This window comes from Enterobacter sp. MGH 33, assembly GCF_000534535.1.
Lineage (GTDB): Bacteria > Pseudomonadota > Gammaproteobacteria > Enterobacterales > Enterobacteriaceae > Enterobacter > Enterobacter hormaechei_C.
Window position 1 is genome coordinate 4,664,177 of sequence record NZ_KI973212.1, and the last position, 18,734, is coordinate 4,682,910.

22 protein-coding genes are annotated in these 18,734 nt (G+C 56.0%); 3 read left to right on the forward strand and 19 right to left on the reverse strand.

Annotated features, from left to right (window positions below):
* Positions 1–83: 83 nt before the first annotated feature.
* The 9 genes from tuf to fkpA form a co-directional block, all read right to left on the reverse strand.
* Entirely contained in the window at positions 84–1,268 is a 1,185-nt protein-coding gene (gene tuf, locus L379_RS02270) for an elongation factor Tu (RefSeq protein WP_022651945.1), read from the reverse strand.
* A gap of 69 nt (positions 1,269–1,337) precedes the next feature.
* Positions 1,338–3,452, reverse strand: coding sequence for an elongation factor G (gene fusA, locus L379_RS02265; RefSeq protein WP_006812195.1), 2,115 nt, complete (start codon positions 3,450–3,452; stop codon positions 1,338–1,340).
* A gap of 96 nt (positions 3,453–3,548) precedes the next feature.
* Positions 3,549–4,019 (reverse strand): 30S ribosomal protein S7, encoded by a 471-nt coding sequence (rpsG, locus tag L379_RS02260; RefSeq protein WP_003861706.1) that lies wholly within the window; start codon positions 4,017–4,019, stop codon positions 3,549–3,551.
* Between the two features lie 96 nt (positions 4,020–4,115).
* Positions 4,116–4,490, reverse strand: a complete 375-nt coding sequence (gene rpsL, locus L379_RS02255; RefSeq protein WP_000246815.1) for a 30S ribosomal protein S12 — start codon at positions 4,488–4,490, stop codon at positions 4,116–4,118.
* A gap of 124 nt (positions 4,491–4,614) precedes the next feature.
* Positions 4,615–4,902: a sulfurtransferase complex subunit TusB gene (tusB, locus tag L379_RS02250; protein WP_015571409.1), complete on the reverse strand. Its 288-nt coding sequence runs from the start codon at positions 4,900–4,902 to the stop codon at positions 4,615–4,617.
* A gap of 7 nt (positions 4,903–4,909) precedes the next feature.
* Complete coding sequence (tusC, locus tag L379_RS02245) at positions 4,910–5,269, reverse strand: sulfurtransferase complex subunit TusC (RefSeq protein ID WP_003861700.1); 360 nt, start codon at positions 5,267–5,269, stop codon at positions 4,910–4,912.
* Complete coding sequence (gene tusD / locus L379_RS02240; protein ID WP_015571410.1) at positions 5,269–5,655, reverse strand: sulfurtransferase complex subunit TusD; 387 nt, start codon at positions 5,653–5,655, stop codon at positions 5,269–5,271. The genes tusC and tusD overlap by 1 nt, the downstream gene beginning before the upstream one ends.
* A complete protein-coding gene (locus L379_RS02235) occupies positions 5,655–6,377 on the reverse strand; it encodes a helix-turn-helix transcriptional regulator (protein WP_003861697.1) in 723 nt (240 codons plus the stop codon). The genes tusD and L379_RS02235 overlap by 1 nt, the downstream gene beginning before the upstream one ends.
* Before the next feature lie 167 nt (positions 6,378–6,544).
* Entirely contained in the window at positions 6,545–7,363 is an 819-nt protein-coding gene (fkpA, locus tag L379_RS02230; protein WP_003861695.1) for an FKBP-type peptidyl-prolyl cis-trans isomerase, read from the reverse strand.
* 238 nt (positions 7,364–7,601) lie between these two features.
* Between fkpA and L379_RS02225 the strand changes: the two genes are divergently transcribed.
* Positions 7,602–7,820 carry a protein SlyX gene (locus L379_RS02225; protein WP_003861693.1) on the forward strand — a complete coding sequence of 73 codons (219 nt, stop codon included), beginning with the start codon at positions 7,602–7,604 and terminating at the stop codon, positions 7,818–7,820.
* Positions 7,821–7,871: 51 nt separating this feature from the next.
* Here L379_RS02225 and slyD read toward each other — a convergent pair whose 3' ends face one another.
* The 4 genes from slyD to kefG form a co-directional block, all read right to left on the reverse strand.
* The gene (slyD, locus tag L379_RS02220) at positions 7,872–8,468 is read right to left on the reverse strand and encodes a peptidylprolyl isomerase (protein ID WP_017384174.1); all 597 of its coding nucleotides are present in this window, start codon (positions 8,466–8,468) and stop codon (positions 7,872–7,874) included.
* Positions 8,469–8,562: 94 nt separating this feature from the next.
* A complete protein-coding gene (locus L379_RS02215; protein WP_003861689.1) occupies positions 8,563–8,763 on the reverse strand; it encodes a YheV family putative zinc ribbon protein in 201 nt (66 codons plus the stop codon).
* Positions 8,764–8,776: 13 nt separating this feature from the next.
* Positions 8,777–10,582: a glutathione-regulated potassium-efflux system protein KefB gene (kefB, locus tag L379_RS02210; protein WP_032103994.1), complete on the reverse strand. Its 1,806-nt coding sequence runs from the start codon at positions 10,580–10,582 to the stop codon at positions 8,777–8,779.
* Positions 10,582–11,133 carry a glutathione-regulated potassium-efflux system ancillary protein KefG gene (gene kefG, locus L379_RS02205; RefSeq protein WP_032655329.1) on the reverse strand — a complete coding sequence of 184 codons (552 nt, stop codon included), beginning with the start codon at positions 11,131–11,133 and terminating at the stop codon, positions 10,582–10,584. Before kefG ends, kefB begins: the two co-directional genes overlap by 1 nt.
* Before the next feature lie 132 nt (positions 11,134–11,265).
* Between kefG and L379_RS02200 the strand changes: the two genes are divergently transcribed.
* Together L379_RS02200 and L379_RS02195 are read left to right on the forward strand one after the other, a co-directional pair.
* Positions 11,266–13,170: an ABC transporter ATP-binding protein gene (locus L379_RS02200; protein WP_017384172.1), complete on the forward strand. Its 1,905-nt coding sequence runs from the start codon at positions 11,266–11,268 to the stop codon at positions 13,168–13,170.
* A 15-nt stretch (positions 13,171–13,185) separates the two neighbouring features.
* Positions 13,186–14,118, forward strand: a complete 933-nt coding sequence (locus L379_RS02195; protein WP_017384171.1) for a LysR substrate-binding domain-containing protein — start codon at positions 13,186–13,188, stop codon at positions 14,116–14,118.
* Between the two features lie 84 nt (positions 14,119–14,202).
* Here the strand turns inward: L379_RS02195 and mdcH are convergent, their stop codons facing one another.
* The 6 genes from mdcH to mdcC all read right to left on the reverse strand — a co-directional run bounded on the left by mdcH (position 14,203) and on the right by mdcC (position 18,727).
* A complete protein-coding gene (gene mdcH / locus L379_RS02190; RefSeq protein ID WP_023304540.1) occupies positions 14,203–15,099 on the reverse strand; it encodes a malonate decarboxylase subunit epsilon in 897 nt (298 codons plus the stop codon).
* Positions 15,099–15,716 (reverse strand): malonate decarboxylase holo-ACP synthase, encoded by a 618-nt coding sequence (locus tag L379_RS02185; protein WP_017384169.1) that lies wholly within the window; start codon positions 15,714–15,716, stop codon positions 15,099–15,101. The genes mdcH and L379_RS02185 overlap by 1 nt, the downstream gene beginning before the upstream one ends.
* Before the next feature lie 2 nt (positions 15,717–15,718).
* A complete protein-coding gene (locus L379_RS02180) occupies positions 15,719–16,678 on the reverse strand; it encodes an AEC family transporter (RefSeq protein WP_000222846.1) in 960 nt (319 codons plus the stop codon).
* Positions 16,679–16,801: 123 nt separating this feature from the next.
* Positions 16,802–17,602, reverse strand: coding sequence for a biotin-independent malonate decarboxylase subunit gamma (gene mdcE, locus L379_RS02175; protein WP_032620995.1), 801 nt, complete (start codon positions 17,600–17,602; stop codon positions 16,802–16,804).
* Positions 17,602–18,435, reverse strand: coding sequence for a biotin-independent malonate decarboxylase subunit beta (locus L379_RS02170; RefSeq protein WP_017384167.1), 834 nt, complete (start codon positions 18,433–18,435; stop codon positions 17,602–17,604). Before L379_RS02170 ends, mdcE begins: the two co-directional genes overlap by 1 nt.
* Complete coding sequence (gene mdcC, locus L379_RS02165; protein ID WP_015571419.1) at positions 18,428–18,727, reverse strand: malonate decarboxylase acyl carrier protein; 300 nt, start codon at positions 18,725–18,727, stop codon at positions 18,428–18,430. Before mdcC ends, L379_RS02170 begins: the two co-directional genes overlap by 8 nt.
* Positions 18,728–18,734 lie beyond the last annotated feature (7 nt).

The window sequence follows — 18,734 nt, forward strand, 5'->3', positions numbered from 1 at the left end:
AATGCGAATTTTTATGACAATGCCCCAACGGCAGAAAACAAAAAAGGACGCCGGAGCGTCCTTTTTATTTCAGGGATAATTAATTAGCCCAGAACTTTAGCAACAACGCCCGCGCCAACGGTACGGCCGCCTTCACGGATTGCGAAACGCAGACCGTCGTCCATCGCGATTGGGTGGATCAGCGTCACAACCATCTTGATGTTGTCGCCTGGCATTACCATCTCTACGCCTTCTGGCAGTTCGATGGTACCGGTCACGTCAGTTGTACGGAAGTAGAACTGTGGACGGTAGCCTTTGAAGAACGGAGTATGACGGCCGCCTTCGTCTTTGGACAGAATGTACACTTCAGATTCGAACTTGGTGTGTGGCTTGATTGAGCCTGGCTTCGCCAGAACCTGACCACGTTCGATTTCTTCACGTTTGATACCACGCAGCAGAACACCAACGTTCTCACCAGCACGGCCTTCGTCCAGCAGTTTGCGGAACATTTCAACGCCAGTACAGGTAGACTTCGCAGTCTCTTTGATACCAACGATTTCAACTTCTTCACCAACTTTGATGATACCGCGCTCTACACGACCGGTAACAACGGTACCACGACCGGAGATGGAGAATACGTCTTCGATTGGCAGCAGGAATGGCTTGTCAATCGCACGCTCTGGTTCTGGGATGTAAGAATCCAGGTAGCCAGCCAGTTCGATGATTTTCTCTTCCCACTCTGCTTCGCCTTCCAGCGCTTTCAGCGCGGAACCACGAACGATTGGAGTGTCGTCGCCTGGGAAATCGTACTGAGACAGCAGTTCACGAACTTCCATCTCTACCAGTTCCAGCAGTTCTTCGTCATCAACCATGTCGCATTTGTTCAGGAACACGATGATGTAAGGAACGCCTACCTGACGACCCAGCAGGATGTGCTCACGAGTCTGAGGCATAGGGCCGTCAGTCGCAGCAACAACCAGGATCGCGCCGTCCATCTGCGCAGCACCGGTGATCATGTTTTTAACATAGTCGGCGTGGCCTGGGCAGTCTACGTGTGCGTAGTGGCGAGTCGGGGTGTCATACTCAACGTGAGAGGTGTTGATGGTGATACCACGAGCTTTTTCTTCTGGTGCGTTATCGATCTGGTCGAAAGCACGAGCAGCACCGCCGTAGGTTTTAGCCAGTACGGTGGTGATTGCAGCAGTCAGGGTAGTTTTACCATGGTCAACGTGGCCGATAGTACCAACGTTGACGTGCGGTTTTGTACGTTCAAATTTTTCTTTAGACACGGCTATATTCCTTACTATAGTGCTCTCCCCTTCGGAGAGAGCACGGGACTTAGGTTTTAATCCTGTGGATTACTTACCACGGGCTTCGATAACGGCCTGAGCAACGTTGTTCGGCGCATCATCATACTTCAGGAATTCCATAGTGTATGATGCACGACCTTTGGTCAGAGAACGCAGCTGAGTCGCATATCCGAACATTTCAGACAGCGGAACTTCAGCGTGGATCTTAACGCCAGTTACTTCGGATTCCTGACCACGCAGCATACCGCGACGACGGCTCAAGTCACCGATAACGTCACCGGTGTTCTCTTCAGGAGTTTCTACTTCAACCTTCATGATCGGCTCAAGCAGAACTGGTTTTGCTTTCTTAAAGCCTTCTTTAAAGGCAATAGACGCAGCCAGTTTAAACGCCAGTTCAGAGGAGTCAACGTCGTGGTAAGAACCGAAGTGCAGACGAACACCCATGTCTACAACCGGGTAACCAGCCAGAGGACCAGCTTTCAGCTGCTCCTGGATGCCTTTATCAACGGCAGGGATGTATTCGCCAGGAATTACACCACCTTTGATGTCGTTGATGAACTCGTAACCTTTAGGGTTAGAGCCCGGCTCCAGTGGGTACATGTCGATCACAACGTGACCGTACTGACCGCGACCACCAGACTGCTTAGCGTGTTTACCTTCAACATCGGTAACTTTCGCGCGAATCGCTTCGCGGTAAGCAACCTGAGGTTTACCCACGTTCGCTTCAACGTTGAATTCACGCTTCATACGGTCAACGATGATGTCCAGGTGCAGTTCACCCATACCAGCGATGATAGTCTGGTTAGATTCTTCATCAGTCCATACGCGGAATGATGGGTCTTCTTTCGCCAGACGGCCCAGAGCCAGACCCATTTTTTCCTGGTCAGCTTTGGTTTTTGGTTCAACTGCGATGGAGATTACCGGCTCAGGGAATTCCATACGCTCCAGAATGATCGGGTGATCCGGGTCACACAGGGTGTCACCAGTGGTCACGTCTTTCAGACCGATAGCAGCAGCGATGTCGCCCGCACGAACTTCTTTGATCTCTTCACGTTTGTTAGCGTGCATCTGTACGATACGGCCAAAACGTTCACGCGCCGCTTTCACGGAGTTCAGGATGGTGTCACCGGAGTTAACCACACCAGAGTAAACGCGGAAGAAGGTCAGGTTACCCACGAATGGGTCGGTAGCAATTTTGAACGCCAGTGCAGAGAACGGCTCGTCATCACTTGCGTGACGCTCAGCCGGAGTATCTTTACCGTCGTCCAGGATGCCGTTGATCGCAGGAACGTCAACCGGGGATGGCAGGTAGTCAACTACCGCATCCAGCATCGCCTGAACACCTTTGTTCTTGAACGCAGAACCACAGGTTACCAGGATGATTTCGTTGTTCAGAACGCGCTGACGCAGAGCAGATTTGATCTCTTGCTCAGACAGTTCTTCACCACCCAGGTATTTCTCCATCAGCTCTTCAGAAGCTTCTGCTGCGGATTCGATCAGGTTCTGGTGCCATTCGTCAGCCAGGTCCTGCATCTCTGCCGGGATATCTTCGTATTCGAAGGTAACGCCCGCATCTGCTTCGTTCCAGTTGATGGCTTTCATTTTCACCAGGTCGATAACGCCGGTGAAACCTTCTTCAGCACCAATTGCCAGCTGAAGCGGAACAGGGTTCGCGCCCAGACGGGTTTTGATCTGGCCAACAACTTTCAGGAAGTTAGCACCCATACGGTCCATTTTGTTAACGAACGCGATGCGTGGAACTTTATATTTGTTTGCCTGACGCCATACGGTTTCAGACTGTGGCTGAACACCACCAACTGCGCAATAAACCATTACCGCGCCGTCAAGAACACGCATGGAACGTTCTACTTCGATGGTGAAGTCAACGTGCCCTGGGGTGTCGATGATGTTTACGCGATGCGGTTCGTACTGCTTAGCCATACCTGACCAGAATGCAGTAGTCGCTGCGGAGGTGATAGTAATACCACGCTCCTGCTCCTGTTCCATCCAGTCCATGGTGGCTGCGCCGTCATGAACTTCACCGATTTTATGGTTTACACCGGTGTAGAACAGAATACGTTCGGTAGTAGTGGTTTTACCGGCGTCGATGTGCGCACTGATACCGATGTTACGGTAGCGTGCGATGGGTGTTGTACGAGCCATTTGATTCCTCGTTTATATCTTTAGGCGTTCAGTTAAGTTACCCAGAGCGGGCGGCTTCTCTGAAGCGCCCGCCTGGTGACTACGACTCCGAAGGGATTACCAACGGTAGTGTGCGAACGCCTTGTTGGCTTCTGCCATACGGTGAACGTCTTCACGTTTCTTAACTGCGGTACCTTTGTTTTCCGCAGCATCAGAAAGTTCGTTCGCCAGACGCAGAGCCATGGATTTATCACCGCGTTTACGAGCAGCTTCAACGATCCAACGCATTGCCAGAGCATTACGACGAACCGGACGAACTTCAACTGGAACCTGATAAGTAGAACCACCAACGCGGCGAGACTTAACTTCTACAGTCGGGCGCACGTTGTCGAGAGCGACTTCGAAGGCTTCCAGTTCATTTTTACCAGAACGCTGAGCCAGGGTCTCCAGCGCGCTGTATACGATTGCTTCTGCGGTAGATTTTTTACCATCTACCATCAGGATATTTACAAATTTTGCCAGCAGTTCTGATCCGAATTTCGGATCTGGAAGAATTTTACGCTGACCAATGACGCGACGACGTGGCATGGGATTACTCCGTTGTTAATTCAGGATTGTCCAAAACTCTACGAGTTTAGTTTGACATTAAGATAAATCAGTTTGGCCTTACTTAACGGAGAACCATTAAGCCTTAGGACGCTTCACGCCGTACTTGGAGCGAGCCTGCTTACGGTCTTTAACACCTGAGCAGTCCAGCGCACCACGAACGGTGTGGTAACGAACACCCGGAAGGTCTTTAACACGACCGCCACGGATCAGGATCACGGAGTGCTCCTGAAGGTTGTGACCTTCACCACCGATGTAGGAAGTCACTTCGAAACCGTTAGTCAAACGCACACGGCATACTTTACGCAGTGCGGAGTTTGGTTTTTTAGGAGTGGTGGTATATACACGAGTACATACGCCACGTTTCTGCGGGCAGGCTTCCAGCGCAGGCACGTTGCTTTTTGCAACTTTGCGTGCACGTGGTTTGCGTACCAGCTGGTTAACTGTTGCCATTAAATAGCTCCTGGTTTTAGCTTTTGCTTCGTAAACACGTAATAAAACGACCTCATACAATATGAGGACGCGAAATTTTAGGGCTACGTCGAAAAGGTGTCAAGAAATATACAGCGATCTCAAATCACCAGTTCATTTGACTGGCGTGCGTCACAGTAAGATTGACGAAATCAGTATAGCCAACCACGTCAATTTTGGCTGAAATTTGACCAGAAAGACCCCGCGCATCCAGATCCTCTTTCAGCGCAGAGACTGTTATGGGGGCATTAGCGAGGATTTCAACAAAACGGCTGCCTTCAAGCGCCGCAAGCACGCCATCCTGAATCAGCAGCAGATCATCACCTTCGCGCAGCATGCTCAGTAACGTGTCGATATCGCATTGCCACGGTGAACGGCTCAGGGTATGGAGCATGACAGCCTCAGAAAGTCAGAACGGTATCGTAGTGAGAGAGTTGTTCGCGCAGCGCAGCAGATGTCAGGATCGTCACGTCCAGCACGAACGGTGTTTTCTCGTTTAACCCACGCGCGGCCAGCGAGTCGGCGCACACATAGAAGGTTTCAATGTCATAGAGCGGCAGAACTTTAAAGGTCGCAATGTAGTCGCGCGCAAGAATGGCCTGCGGTTGTTGGCCTGCCAGAAGCTGGAATACGCCATCGCCTAAAAAGAAGACGCCGATATCTTCGGTTAAAGCCGATGTCGCGAGCAATGCATCCAGCCCTTCCCGGCCTGAAGCGCTGCCATGCGGCGCAGAAGTAAAAACAAACGCTACGCGCTTCATCAAAATTGCACCACTCTGTCGCAGGTCAACGCCGCCTGTGCCAGGGCACCCAGTCCGCTGAGCGAAAAGCCCGGTTGCAGGTTAGCCCCCGCCAGACCAAGGCGTTCGGCTTCGGTCACATCCGTCACGCCGCGACGCAGTGCCGCCGCGACGCAGATATGCAGGTCAACGCCCTGCGTTTCGTTTAATTTTTGCCAGGCGCGCACGAGGTCAAACTCATCGCTCGCCGGAGACGTAAACTGGTTCGCGTTATATACGCCTTCGCGATAAAAGAAGACGCTTGCCAGTTCATGACCGGCATCAAGCAGCGCATGGGCAAACTGTAGCGCGCTGCTGGCCTGCTGGGTACCGTACGCCGGGCCCGTCACCATTAACGCAAAACGCATTACTTGTCTTGTCCCAGGAAGTCGCCGCTTTTGAACTGGCGAATATAGAGGTAAACCGTGTGTTTGGAGATATTCAGGCGATCGGCCACCTGGTTGATGGCATCTTTGATATCAAAAATCCCTTTCTCATAGAGGTTCAGGACGATCTGACGATTCTTGGCGTTGTTGGATACGTTGCGATCGGCATTCACCTCTTCAATGGTGAACTCCAGCGTCTGGGTCACGAGATCCTCAACCGAAGAAGCAAAGTTCACCGATGAGCCCACGTCCGGCGTTTCTGGCGGGATGAAGGTGCTCATGATTTGCGAGAATGGCACATCAAGGTTCATGTTGATGCACAGCAAACCGATTACCCGGTGTTCGCGATTTCGAATCGCGATCGTTTCTGATTTCATCAGCACGCCACTTTTGGCGCGGGTGAAATAGCATTTTGAGACGCTGCTGTCCGCGCCGGTCATGTCATGCAACATACGCAATGCAAGGTCGGTTATTGGCGAACCAATTTTACGGCCAGTGTGCTCACCATTCGCAATGCGGATAGCGGAACACTTAAGATCTTGCAGGGAATGCAATACGATTTCGCAGTGGGAACCAATGAGCATCGCTAACCCGTCCACTACCGCTTCGTAGGATTTCAGAATATCGAAGTCGGTCTGGTCAAATGGACGTTGATCCAGCAAATCAAGTTCACTGGTTTCGTTGGTTAAAAGCGACCTGGACATGAAAAAAACACTCCTTTTCAGGAGCCTGTCGTTAGGTTTTCAGGGCAGGCTCATTATCTACACGGACAACTAAATTAATACAGCGTGTATAACGCTTTCCAGTGTTAATTATATCTGCCCCGCAATAAAAAAACCGCCGCCTGTAAAGGCGGCGGTTTTTTTCAGGATTACTTCTTAGCTGCTGCGGCTTTGTCGTCAGCCGGTGCGTCTGTTTTCGCATCCGCTTTCGGCGCCGGTTTGATGTCCAGCAGTTCTACATCAAATACCAGCGTGGAGTTAGCCGGGATACCCGGAACGCCGGTTTTGCCGTAAGCCAGATCCGGTGGGATGACCAGCTTGATTTTACCGCCTTTCTTGATGTTCTTCAGGCCTTCGGTCCAGCCCGGGATCACACCATCCAGACGGAAGGAGAGAGGCTCACCACGGGTATAAGAGTTATCGAACTCTTTACCGTCGATCAGCGTACCTTTGTAGTTCACCACAACGGTGTCGCTGTCTTTAGGCGCGTCGCCGGTACCTTCTTTCTCAACTTTATAGATCAGGCCAGTAGAAGAGGTTTTAACGCCTTTCTCTTTAGCGAACTTGTCGCGGTAGGCTTTGCCTTTCGCTTCGTTATCTTTAGCGTCTGCTTCCATCTTGGTCTGAGCGGCGCCTTTCACGCGCGCTTCAAACGCTTGCAGAGTCTGCTCGATTTCCTGGTCAGACAGTTTGCTCTTGTCTGCGAACGCATCCTGAACCCCTGCGATCAGCTGGTTTTTGTCCAGTTTGATGCCCAGTTTCTCTTGTTCTTTCAGAGAGTTTTCCATGTAACGACCCAGAGACGCGCCAAGTGCGTAGGCGGATTTCTGGTCGTCATTTTTGAATGCCGCTTTGCTGTCTGTAGTCGCAGCAGGCTTCGCAGCAGTATCAGCAGCGAAAGACAGCGGCGCATTGAGCGCTACAGCCATAGTGGTCGCCAGCAGCGTAACTTTAAACAGTGATTTCATCCATATCTCCAGGACCTGAGGTCTCTCACCCCAGTGTTAAACGTAAATGAGTGACGTACTATAAAACGTTGTGGAAGAAATCTACAGACAGACTCCCCCGAATGTCGCTTCTTTTCAGACTATTTTTGTTTAAATAAGTTTCTTGTCAGGGAGATGGATACTGTACTTAGGGAAAAAGTCAGCTAAACTTCGCCGCCGCTGGTCCATTATGGCGAATGAGAGATAAACGAGGTGAATGATGAAGGATACAACGATCGAAGCGAGACTGGCTGAGCTGGAAAGCCGCCTGGCTTTTCAGGACATCACCATCGAAGAACTGAACCAGACCGTGACGGCCCATGAGCTTGAAATGGCAAAACTGCGCGATCACATGCGCCTGCTGACGGAAAAGCTGAAGGCCACGCAGCCGTCAAACATTGCCTCTCAGTCAGAAGAGACGCCACCACCTCATTATTGAGGCGTAAAAAAAGCGGGATTATCCCGCTTTTTTATTTTCCGGAGTACGGAATCAGTGGCAACCGCAGCCGCCGTTACCACAACCACCTTTACCGTGGCCGTGGTCATGACCATGGTCGTGGTCGTGGCCGTGACCACCGCAGCAGCCGTCGTGGCCGTGATCGTGGTCATGGTCGTGACCGTGCGCACCGTGAACGTGGCCATGAGCCAGCTCTTCTTCGGTCGCTTCACGGATCGCAACAACTTCTACGTTGAACTTCAGGTTCTGACCCGCCAGCATGTGGTTGCCGTCAACCACAACGTGGTCGTCTTCAACTTCAGTGATTTCAACCGGAACCGGCCCCTGGTCAGTTTCCGCCAGGAAGCGCATACCAACCTGCAACTCGTCAACGCCCATGAATACGTCTTTAGGAACGCGCTGAACCAGGTTGTCGTCATACTGACCGTAAGCGTCGTTTGCGCCTACAGCAACGTCGAATTTGTCGCCAACTTCATGGCCTTCCAGCGCCGTTTCCAGGCCGGAAATCAGGGAACCGTGACCATGCAGGTAGTCCAGCGGCGCACTCACCGGAGACTCATCAACCAACACACCGTCTTCTGTACGTACCTGATAGGCCAGGCTGACCACCAGGTCTTTTGCTACTTTCATGATATCTCCTGAGCGTGGGAAAATTGCTGGCGCAGATTGTAGCGGAAATCTGCACCCGTGTACCCTTAAGCTTAAAAAAACTCAGAGCATATCGCTAGTCTGGATGAAAAATGCCGATCACTTGCTCTTCTTTGCGAACGTGATCGCGGGCTTCTTTGTCGGCCTCACGCATCTGGTGACCGCACTTAACACATTCAACGATATCGATATTATTTTCACGCCACATGGCCAGTGTATCTTGCGCCTGGCAGGATGGGCATTTTGCGCCCGCGATAAAGCGTTTACGTACAGCCATCTTTCGTTACCCTTTATTCAAATTCATCCCAGCCGTCGAGCTGGCGTCGTTCCTGTTGCATCTCACGCTGGAAGATCTCCTCCAGTTCGCGACGCGCTTCCCGCACGCGGGAGATCTGCGCCGTGTCGCTGTGCACGGGCATCAGTTCACGCAGCATTCGCATATCCAGCCGGCGGAAATGCATCTGGGCGCGTTGCGCCTGGTGAGGATGCATACCCAGCGAAACCAGCGCCTTGCGTCCCAGCTCCAGCGCGCTGGAGAAGGTTTCGCGGGAGAAGTGTTTCACACCCGCCTGCAAAAGTTCGTGAGCCTCCACACGTCCACGCGCACGCGCCAGAATATGCAGATGCGGGAAATGCTGCTGGCACAGCTCCACCAGCTTCATCGTGTCTTCCGGATCGTTGCAGGTGATGACGATGGACTCCGCAGCCTCTGCCCCCGCCGAGCGCAACAGCTCAAGCTGCGTCGCATCGCCGTAGTACACCTTATAACCATATTTGCGCATCAGGTTGACGGCGCTGATATCGCGCTCCAGCACCGTAATGCGCATTTTATTCGCCATCAACAGGCGACCAATCACCTGTCCGAAGCGACCAAAGCCCACGACGATCACCTGCGGTTTATCATCTTCCACCCACGGCGCTTCGTCTTCATCGTCTGCGGGATTCAGGCGGCGCGACAGCAGTTTGTCCACCAGCTTCATCAGCAGCGGGGTGGTCATCATCGACAGCGTAACCGTCACCAGCAGCAGCGCCATCTGGTCATCTTTGAACAGCTTCTGAGACGACGCCGTGGAAAACAGCACAAACGCAAATTCTCCACCCTGGCTTAACACGCTGGAAAACTGCATTCTTTCCGAGCTGCGCAGCCCGTAAATCCTCGCGAGGAGATACAGCACCAGCGTTTTGACCGCCACCAGCACGGCGACACTCGCAATAACCCACAGCAGATGGGTATAGAGCACGCCAAGATTAAGCGCCATACCCACCGAGATAAAGAACAGCCCTAACAGCAGCCCCTTAAACGGATCGATGGCGGTCTCCAGCTCGTGGCGGTACTCGCTTTCCGCAAGCAGCACCCCGGCGATAAACGTCCCAAGCGCCATCGACAGCCCCAGCGCATCCATAAACAGCGCTGAGCCAAGCACCAGCAGCAGCGTTGCGGCGGTGAATACCTCGCGCACGCCGGATGCGGCAATAAACCGGAATACCGGACGCAGTAAAAACCGTCCGCCGATCAGCATCCCCGCGAAGGCCAGCACCTTCATGGAGATCTTCATCCAGTCGAAATGATCGTCTCCGGAGCCCGCCAGCAGCGGCACCAGCGCCAGCGCCGGGATCACCGCTAAATCCTGGAACAGCAGCACCGAAAAACCCAGCTGCCCCGCCTCGTTGCGGTTCATCCCTTTGTCGCGCATCAGCTGAAGCGCCATCGCCGTCGACGACATCGCAAGACCGATCCCGCCAATCACCGCGGCCTGCCAGGAAAACTGCGTCAACATCAGCAGTCCCGCGAGAATGGCCGCGCTGAGTAACACCTGCGCCGCCCCGACGCCAAAAATAGATTGCCGCAGTTGCCACAGCTTGGCGGGGTTCAGCTCCAGCCCGATGATAAACATCAGGAAGACCACGCCCAGCTCGGAGAAGTGGAGAATTTCATCCACATCGCTGATAAACCCAAGCCCCCAGGGGCCAATGGCGATCCCCGCCAGCAAATAGCCCAGCACCGCGCCAATGCCGAGACGCGCGGCAAGCGGGACCGCGACGACGGCGGCAAACAGAAACAGCACCCCGGCAAGGAGTAAATTCGAACCGTCCATTAGCGTCCTCCCGCCGGAATCGGTGACGCCAGCCATTCGCCATAGGCCCTGGCATGGCTCGCCAGTGCTTTCGGATCCTGCCGCCGTGCCCAGTAGATAATAATCGGGCTCATCCAGTGCATACGGCACATCGCCGCCGTCAGCTCAAACGGCCGCAGAATGTCGCTCATGGGGTAACGGTTCAGCCCGTCGTGACGGTAAGCGCTTTCCGGCTCACCGGTGGTAATGACACTCCGCCAGTACTTTCCCGCCAGCTGGTTGCCCCCCACCTCGCTGGAGAAGCCCCGGCTCAGCACGCGGTCCAGCCACTCTTTGAGCAGCGCCGGACAGCTGTAGGTATAAAGCGGATGCTGGAACACAATCACGTCGTGCTGACGCAGCAGTTCCTGCTCGTAAGGAATATCGATAAAAAAATCAGGATAGTGCGCGTAGAGATCGTGCACCGTTACGTTACTGAGCTGTGTGGCCGGCTTAAGCAGCACCCGGTTCGCCACCGAGTCCTGTGATTCCGGATGGGCATACAGCAGCAGCACTTTCGCTGTCTGAGACATCACTCCCCTCCCGGTTCTGTTTTTGTGTATTGTTGTCGTTTTGGGCTACCATGGCGGCCCGGTGGGGAAAATGGCCCACACCTTACATTATCATAATGACAAATTAACATAGTCGGAACATACGGCGCTTCTATGATTGTTTTCTCCTCGTTACAAATTCGTCGCGGCGTGCGCGTCCTGCTGGATAACGCGACTGCTACCATCAACCCGGGCCAGAAAGTGGGGCTGGTCGGCAAAAACGGCTGCGGTAAATCCACCCTGCTGGCGCTGCTGAAAAACGAGATAAGCGCGGATGGCGGTAACTTTACCTTCCCGGGCAACTGGCAGCTCGCCTGGGTGAACCAGGAGACGCCCGCGCTGAGCGAACCCGCGCTCGACTATGTTATCGACGGCGACCGTGAATACCGCAAGCTCGAAGCGGAGCTCAACGCCGCCAACGAACGCAACGACGGCCACGCCATCGCCACCGTCCACGGCAAGCTGGACGCCATCGATGCCTGGACCATTCGCTCCCGTGCCTCCAGCCTGCTGCACGGTCTGGGTTTCAGCAACGAACAGCTTGAACGCCCGGTGAGCGATTTCTCGGGCGGCTGGCGCATGCGCCTTAACCTGGCCCAGGCGCTGATCTGCCGCTCCGACCTTTTGCTGCTCGATGAACCAACCAACCACCTCGATCTTGATGCGGTTATTTGGCTGGAGAAGTGGCTCAAGAGCTATCAGGGCACTCTGATTCTGATCTCTCACGACCGCGACTTCCTCGATCCGGTAGTGGATAAAATCATTCATATCGAACAGCAAAGCATGTTCGAATACACCGGCAACTACAGCTCTTTCGAGCGCCAGCGCGCGACGCGCCTTGCCCAGCAGCAGGCGATGTATGAAAGCCAGCAGCAGCGCGTGGCGCACCTGCAAAGCTTTGTGGATCGCTTCAAGGCCAAGGCGTCAAAAGCCAAGCAGGCGCAGAGCCGCATCAAGATGCTGGAACGCATGGAGATGATCGCCCCGGCGCACGTGGATAACCCGTTCCACTTCAGCTTCCGCGAGCCGGAGAGCCTGCCGAACCCGCTGCTGAAAATGGAAAAAGTGAGCGCGGGCTATGGCGATCGCATTATCCTCGACTCTATCAAGCTCAACCTGGTGCCAGGTTCACGCATTGGTCTGCTGGGACGTAACGGCGCCGGTAAATCGACGCTGATCAAGCTGCTGGCGGGCGAGCTTAACCCGGTCAGCGGCGAAATCGGCCTGGCGAAGGGCATCAAGCTTGGTTACTTCGCCCAGCATCAGCTGGAATTTTTACGCGCGGATGAATCGCCGATCCAGCACCTGGCGCGCCTGGCGCCGCAGGAGATGGAGCAGAAACTGCGCGACTACCTCGGCGGCTTTGGCTTCCAGGGCGATAAGGTGACGGAAAACACCGAGCGCTTCTCCGGGGGCGAAAAAGCCCGTCTGGTGCTGGCGCTGATCGTCTGGCAGCGCCCGAACCTGCTGCTGCTTGATGAACCGACCAACCACCTCGATCTCGACATGCGCCAGGCGCTGACCGAAGCGCTGATAGAGTTCGAAGGGGCGCTGGTTGTCGTATCGCACGACCGCCACCTGATCCGCTCCACCACCGACGATCTCTACCTGGTGCACGGCGGCAAAGTGGAGCCGTTCGACGGCGATCTGGAAGATTATCAGCAGTGGCTGACGGACGTGCAGAAGCAGGAAAACCAGCCGGAAGAGTCAGCGAAAGACAACGCCAACAGCGCCCAAGCGCGTAAAGATCAGAAGCGCCGTGAAGCGGAAATGCGCACCCAGACGCAGCCGCTGCGTAAAGAGATTGCCCGTCTCGAAAAAGAGATGGAAAAGCTCAACGCCACGCTTGCTGCCGTCGAAGAGAAGCTGGGCGACAGCGAACTGTACGATCAGAGCCGCAAAGCGGAGCTGACGGACTGTCTGCAAACTCAGGCGAAAGCCAAATCCAGCCTCGAAGAGTGCGAAATGGCATGGCTGGACGCGCAGGAACAGCTGGAAGCGATGCTGCAAGCCGACTAACACGCCGGGAGGGTTATGGGCTTCGATACCACGAGCGAGATTACATTCCGTAAGCTCAGCATCTTCATGACGTTCATGGAGAAGGGCAATATCGCACGTACCGCCGAAACGCTCGGCCTGAGCGGTGTCAGCGTGCACCGCGCGCTGCATACCCTCGAAGAGAACGTCCGCTGCCCGCTCTTTGCTCACAAAGGGCGTAACCTGATTGCCCTCCCCTCCGCGTGGACGCTGCTGGAGTATTGTCAGGAGGTGATGCAGGTGATGGAGCGCGGGCTGGAAGAGTCGCGCAAGATCGCCGGTATCGGCCAGGGACGGTTGCGCGTCGGCACGCTCTACTCGCTGACGCTGGAAACCGTGCCGCGCCTGATAATGGGCATGAAGCTGCGCCGTCCGGATCTGGAGATGGATCTGACGATGGGCTCGAACGAAACCCTGCTCCATATGCTGGATGAGGGATCGCTGGATGCGATTTTAATCTCTATTTCCGAAAGCGATATCGACCGTAACAGCCTCGAAGTGCTTCCTCTGTTCCATGACGATATTTTCCTTGCCGCACCGGCCTCTGCCACGCTGAATACCAGCGGCCCCGCCGATCTGCGTGATTACAAAGATCAGAAGTTTGTCGCCCTCGCGGAAGGGTTCGCCACTTACGCCGGGTTTCAGGAAGCGTTTCATATCGCCGGTTTCGAGCCGGAGATTGTGACGCGCGTGAACGATATCTTCTCGATGCTGAGTCTGGTGCAGGCGGGGGTCGGGTTTACGCTGATGCCGGGCAGGATGAAGAAAGTGTATGAAAATTCGGTGCAGCTACTGAAGCTGGCGCAGCCGTACCAGATGCAGCAGCTGATCGCGATTGTCTTTGCCCGCAACCGCGAGCAGGATCCGAGCCTGCGGGCATTGGCCGCGGAAGGGCGGATGTATGCGAGAAGTTTGCAGGATAGTGCCTGATGTTATTGCCCGGTGGCGCTACGCTTACCGGGCCTACAATCCGGGAGTAGGCCCGGTAAGGCGCAGCCGCCACCGGGCTAAAACTTACCGCTGAAGCCGACCCGCCAGATGCACCGCCACGTCCACCCCGCTGCGCTCCAGCGAAATGGATTCGCCTTCCCACGCCGCCTGCCGCGTCAGACAGGTCAGGATGCCCCCTGGCGGCATCTCAATCGCCAGCCGCGCTTCACGCTCGTTAGCAGAAATCACCGCCTCCTGCCAGCGCACGGTTCGCGCCATATTCATCGCCAGATCGTCGGCAATTTTCTCCGGCTGCCAGAGCACGCGTCCGGTACTGCCGCTCAGGTACGCACAGCGCGGACGTGAAAGCGTGACCGAATTAAATGCTGCCACCAGCTTCTGCGCCGGTTCCGCCAGCAGTTCACAGTGCGACGGTACGCTCACCGCCAGCCGCTTAGCCTTGCTCGCGCCTTTTGCCAGGGCGCGCTCCGCCACCTGCGCCATGCCGTCATCGGCTCCGGCAATCACGATCTGCGTTTCGGCGTTCAGGTTAGCAATATAGGTTCCTGTCCCCTGAATCAGGTTTTCCACCTGCGGCAGGGTCAACCCCATAATTGCCGTCAGGCCGTAGCCGTGAGGATACGCCTGCTCCATCAGATCGCCGCGCAACGCCACCAGCTTCAGCGCGTCCGTAAAGTCCAGCGCGCCGGCGATAACCGCCGCAGGATAAGCGCCAATGGACAGCCCGCTGACGATATCCGGCGACACGCCGCGACGTTCCAGCTCGCGCGCCCACGCCACGCCGGCAATCAACAGCGAAAGCTGAACCGCACGGGTGTGGGTTAACGAGCATGCGCTGTCCAGGGTATCGACTTCCGCCCCCAGCACAGCACGGGCCTGCTCCAGCTCCGTTCCCGGCAGGTTTTGCAGCATACCTTCATGCTGTGTGCCCTGCCCCGGAAAGGTAAACAGTATTTTCATTACTCCTCCCTGTGCCATGGATCCGCCACCAGGCGCGGTCCACATTGCGTTTTTAGCAGCGTTTTGCCGTCGCGTAACCATTCCGCCAGCGCGAATCCGCCCTCGGGCGTGTCCACCTGCGTATCCGCCCGGCACAACGCACGGCTGAGCTGAGCCTGCCAGCCAGTAAACGCCTCAGGGGAAACGGCACGCGGGGCGCGGATGAGCAGATCGAGATCGCTGTCGGCGTGGATCACCGGAATGCCGGTCGCCAGCGCGTACCCCGTACTGCCGGTTATCCCCCACGTCCACGTCCACGACTGCTGCGCAAGCTGAAGCGCCACCTGAACCGGCGGCTGAGTGATAAACGGCGAACGCAGCAGGTCGGCGGCAACGCTCAAATCTTCGGGCGACACCACGCGCAACACGTTCTCAGGCTTCACCCATCCGGCCGCCCGCTGGTCGCGGCGCAATCCGCGCACGCCAACGGGAATACGGCCTTCATTATCAACATCACGCCGCACCACTACCGGTAGTCCGGCATGCCAGGCCGCGTCCACCCAGGATTCGGTAATCCCTTCCAGGGCGTCGCGCGCGGTAAGCCAGATGAGGTCGTGTGGGCGTAATGTTGTGGTCATGATTACATTCCTGAAGTCAGCGAGATAAACAGCGGCAGCGACAGGATACACAGTACGGAGCTCAACAGCAGCACGGCTTCAGCATCCGGCGACTGCACGCCAAAGCGGTTACCGAACACCACGCCAAAGAAGCCCGCGGACAGCGCAATCATCAGGATGGCGGTGATCGCCACGGAGCCGTGCAGACCGAAGATTAAAACGATACCCCAGGCGATCGCTGGCTGGATCAGCAGCTTGGCGATAGTGGAAGTGATCACCATGGTGTTGATCTGAAGTTTACGCGCGGAGAGGATCACCCCGGTCAGGAACAGCGCCGCAGCGGTCGCAGACAGTCCCAGCGGTTTAATCGCCGCCAGTACCAGCTCCGGCATTTTGATGCCGATAGCGGACAGGATCACACCCAGCAGCGGGCCCATCACGATCGGTTTTTTAATGGAACGCCACATCAGCACCGGCAGCATGGAAAGCGTTGAACCCGAGTTATTGCCTTCGGCGCGGGCTTTCTCACGCTCCAGAATCAGCAGGCAGAACGGGGTCATCAACACTGAACCACAGGCGATGGAGACCGCCACGGACAGTGAGGTTGAAGGGCCTTCGCCCAGCACGCTGCCCAGAATCGGCAGGCCAAGCGCCGCGTAGTTTGGCAGGGCGACGGTAAGCGTCAGCACGGCCGCATCCTGCGGGGATTTTTTAAACACTTTCGTCGCGAGGAAGTAGATGACCGCATAGGTGATCCACATCGCCAGGGTGAGCACCAGGATCAGCGGCGACTGCGCCACGATGCCGGTCCACGGGGTTTGCACGGTGGCGCTGAACAGCGCAGCCGGGAGTGCAAAATCCATCACGAAGATATTCAGCAGGGAAACATTTTTGTTATCGACCATCTTTGCCTTACCGGCCCAGAATCCCAGCAGCATGATGACGAAAATCGGTGCAAGAGCATGAACAATTACGTAAGTCATAAATCACCTGTAGTAAAAAAGTTTAAGCACTGGCGCGATGTTTATTATTTTCAGGATGCAGGTTCCCGCGTGGACGCAACGGGCGCGCCCACGGGGTGATGCATCTGGCAGGTCTCTTTTTACTTACCAGCTGGCTCGCATACGTTCACGTACGAGCGCCGAGCTGCGGCGGTTGTCAGCACCCAGACGGTTTTTCAACGTGGTGTCCTGACGAGCGTCGCTGATGGCCTGTTGCAGGGTGGTTTTCACCCGCGTCAGATCGCTTTCGGTAGGGGCATCCGGATTGCTGATATCCAGCAGGTCGGAAAGCAGCCCCAGCGTGGCGTAGTTGCTGATGTCATACGCCATTGGCGGAATGGTTGCAGCCAGTTTTTCCAGCGCCTCAACGGTACGCAGCGTAATGCGCGCCGCAGACTCTTTGCCCATGGCATGGATCAGCACGCCTTTATCGTTGAAGGCAATCAGACGGTTAGCCTGGTAGCCGTGCGCCAGAAACGCGCCGGACATGGCCTTACCGACGATAAGACCAATCACCGGATGACCCGCCAGCCGCGCATTAGCGTAGGCGGCAGCGGCGCCGGCCAGCGCCTGGTGGATACCAAACGCCTCTTCGCGACGGCCATAGGCCTGGCTTGGGACGTCGATTACCGCCACAATCGGGCGCTTCACGGCTTTATCTGCGTCGGCGGCGACGGTTTCGCTGACCACTTTTGCCAGCGTCCATCCTTCCAGCAGGCCGACTTCACCCTGCGCCGCGCGCGGGAAGTGGTTGTTGGCGTCCGGCACCACGGTGACAAAACGCACCGTTTCACCGTTTAGCTCGCCGTCTGCGGCCTGCACGGACGGGCATAACCCCTCCAGACGTTTCGCGTTCGGGGCCAGAGTTTCCAGCCAGAGTTCGCCACGGCTAATTGAGTTAGTCATCATTTCACCTCCCGGGCAAAAAGCGCTTTAATCTGTTCGGCATCGGCCTGTTTGCGGGTGTCGAAATTCGTCAGACGGTTCAGGTAATCGTCGTAGTTATCGGTGCGATGTTTCGCCGGTACGCCTTTGGCGATGGCTTCGTTCATCGCGGCTTTCACCGCGTTCACGCCGTCGCCCACCAGCGCGTCCACCAGCCCGCTTTCAAAGCGTACTTCGCCGCCGGTCATGCTCCAGATAAACGGACGGTCGCGGGAGTCATACTCTTCAATGCCCGCTTCCTGCTCGATAACCTGCGGACCGTTGAGGCCGAGCCGCGCTTCGCGGGTCACAATCAGGTAGCTGCACAGCGCCGCGGCGATAGACATCCCACCGAAGCAGCCCACGGTCCCGGCGACAATCCCGACGACCGGGGTATAGCGACGCAGGTCAACGATCGCGGCGTGGATATCGGCAATCGCCGCCAGGCCGAGGTTGGCTTCCTGCAATCGTACGCCGCCGGTTTCGAGGCACAGTACCGCCTGAGTCGGAATGCCGTTGCGGTTATCTTCCGCCGCCAGCTCCAGCGCCGCCGCCATTTTGGCGCCGGACACTTCACCCATGCTGCCGCCCTGGAAGGTGCCTTCAATCGCTACCACCACCGCAGGCTGACCGTTGATGGTCCCTTTCGCGACCACCATGCCGTCATCGGCCTGAGGAACAATCCCCTGTGGCCCAAGCCACGGAGAGATAATGCCTTCAAACGGATCCAGCAGTTCGCGGTAGCTGCCGTCGTCGAGCAGCGCCTGCGCACGCTGGCGCGCTTTTAATTCGATAAAGCTGCTGTCATCACGCATGGTTCACCCCTTCAAAAACCTGTTCGATACGAATGCGTGCCACGCCCGGCGTCGCGCCGAAGTCGTGGATGGTCAGCTTACCTGCGGGCAGGCTGCTGACGGTTTGCAGGCGGTTGAACAATGCCTCCCAGCGCCCGCGGCTGTTGTCGACGGAGGTGGTGATATCAATGGTTAAGGTCTGGCCCGGTTCGGCGGTGAAAAGCGCCTCCATATCCCCGGAACCGACTACCCCTGCCAGCGCCCTGCCGCTTACTTCGCGGCTGGCGGGCACGGTCAATGTGATTTTTTCCATAACATCC